The sequence below is a fragment of the Dokdonella sp. genome (genome assembly GCF_036518555.1).
Classification (GTDB): domain Bacteria; phylum Pseudomonadota; class Gammaproteobacteria; order Xanthomonadales; family Rhodanobacteraceae; genus Dokdonella_A.
On sequence record NZ_DATDMY010000029.1, the window covers coordinates 1 to 2,327 of the forward strand.

Consider the following 2,327-nt stretch of genomic DNA (forward strand, 5'->3'; position numbering starts at 1 on the left):
GTCCAGCACGCGCACCAGAAGGGCATCATCCATCGCGACCTCAAGCCCGCCAACGTGCTCGTGCGCCGCGTCGACGGCACCCCGATGCCGAAGATCATCGACTTCGGCATCGCCATCGGCGGCAGCGCCGGCAGCGAGGGCAGCGGCGTCGCCGCGAGCGCGACCGTCGCCGAGCGCGCGGGCACGGGTCTTTACATGAGCCCGGAGCAGGCGCAGACGCACGGCATCGACACCCGCAGCGACGTCTACTCGCTCGGCGTGATGCTGTACGAAGTGCTCACCGACACCGATGCCGCGGCGATCACGCCGGTCGCGCACCATTCGACGCGGCGCCTGCACGAAACCCTGCTCGCCGCGATCGACAGCGATACCGCGGTCGCCGACGCCGTCGACGCGTCGGGCGCCCTGCTCGCCTCGGCGCGGCACCTTCCGCGCGGGCTTCGTGCGATCCTGCGCAAGTCGCTCGCGACCGATCGCGCCGATCGCTACGACTCGGCCGCCGCGCTCGCGGACGACCTCGAGCGCTTCCGTGAACGGCGTCCGCTGAAGGCGATCGAACCGACGCGCTGGTATCTCGCGCGCACGTTCGTCGCGCGCCACCGGCTCGGCCTCGCCGTGAGCATGCTGATCGCGGTGTCGCTCGTCGCCGGCATCGCGCTCGCGCTCGACGGCCTCGCGCGTGCGCGGCGTTCCGCCGTGATCGCCGGGATCGAGGCGGCCAAGGCCGATCGCGTCGCCGAGTTCACGCGCGGCATGCTCGCCGGTATCGACCCGAACCGGGCCAAGGGCATGGACCGCAGCCTCATGCACCTCGTGCTCGATTCGGCTGCGGAACGCGCCGGCCGCGAACTCGCCGACCAGCCGGCCGTGCGCGCGTCGATCGAGCGCACGATCGCCGACAGCTATTCGTCGCTCGGCGACTACGCGATCGCGCAGCGCCACTACGAGGCCTCGCTCGGCGCGGGCAAGGACGCCGGCCTGCCCGTCGCCGAGATCGCGCGCACGCGCGCACGCGCGGCGACCAACCTGCTCAACTACGAGCAAGCCGCAAACGCACTCGCGCTCGCGCAGCAGGCGTTCGCCGACGTCGCCGTGCTGCCCGCCGACGATCGCGACCGCCTCTCGGTCGAGTCCTCGCTCGGTGCGGTCGAGAGCATGTCCGGCAAGCCCGAGGAGGCGCGTGTGCGGCTGCATCGCGTGCTCGCGGCGCAACGCCGCCTGTTCGGCGACGACAGCGAGGACGTGCTCGCGACGATCGACAACCTCACCTCGGTCGACATCGACACCGCGCACCTCGACGAGGCGCGGCCGCTGCTGGAGGAACTGCTCGCGCAGCGGCGCAAGCAGTACGGCGCGGAGAACTCGAAGACGATCGACGCGATCAACGGCCTCGCGATCGTCGCGCTGGAGCAGAAGCGCTACGCGGACGCGGAACGGTTGCTCGCGCCGCAACTGCCGATGGTCGAACGCGTGTTCGGCAAGGACCATCCCTTGACGATGCGCCTCGTCAGCAACCTCGGCGGCGCGATCCGCCAGCAGGACCGCAACGAGGACGCGCGGCCCTACTACGAGCGCGCGGCCGCGCTCGCCAACAAGCTGTACGGGCCGACCAACCCGTCCGCGGTGGTCGCCGAGTCGAACCTGTCGCTGCTGCTGCGCGACGCCGGCGACCTCACCGCGGCCGAGGCGCACGGGCGCATCGCCGCCGGCAACGCGGGCGCCGCGTTCGGCGACAACGCGATGCGCGCGATCATGCACCGCGAGTTCGCGACCGTGCTCGTGCGCGAGCGCAAGTTCGAGGAAGCCGAGAAGGAACTGCTGTTCGCCTGGGACGTGTTCTCGCACGCCGAAGGGTTCGGCCCGCAGCATCCGCGCAGCCAGGACGTGGTCGACACGTGCGTCGAGCTGTACTCGGCGTGGAACAAGCCAGACCAGGTCGCGCTATGGCGCGCGCGCAAGGCCGCGGCACCGGCCACGGCCGCCACCGCGGGGCCATGACCGACGGGCGGTGGCATTCCGTCCGGCACTGACTACACTGCGCGCACGCGGTTCCGGACAGGGGCGGACATGCACGGCGACGAACCCGGCGCGAACGACGCCACCGAATTCATCGGAGACGCCCGTGCGGCCGACGCCGCCGGCGTGCTCGAACCGGGCATGCAGCTCGGCCCCTACCTGATCCGCTCCGTCCTCGGCGAAGGCGGCATGGGCCGCGTCTACCTCGCCGAGCAGCTGCGCCCGGTGCATCGCGAGGTCGCCCTCAAGCTCATCCGCGAGCAGGTCGCCAGCCCGCTCGCGCGCGCCTACTTCGACGTCGAGCGGCAGGC

General features: G+C 71.8%; 2 protein-coding genes. Both read left to right on the forward strand.

All coding sequences use genetic code 11. The features are described from left to right. On the forward strand, positions 1 to 1,998 hold a 1,998-nt coding region (locus VI238_RS01820; RefSeq protein ID WP_331647819.1), incomplete at its 5' end, for a tetratricopeptide repeat-containing protein kinase family protein. Positions 1,999 to 2,067: 69 nt separating this feature from the next. Further along, on the forward strand, positions 2,068 to 2,327 hold a 260-nt coding region (locus VI238_RS01825; RefSeq protein ID WP_331647821.1), incomplete at its 3' end, for a hypothetical protein.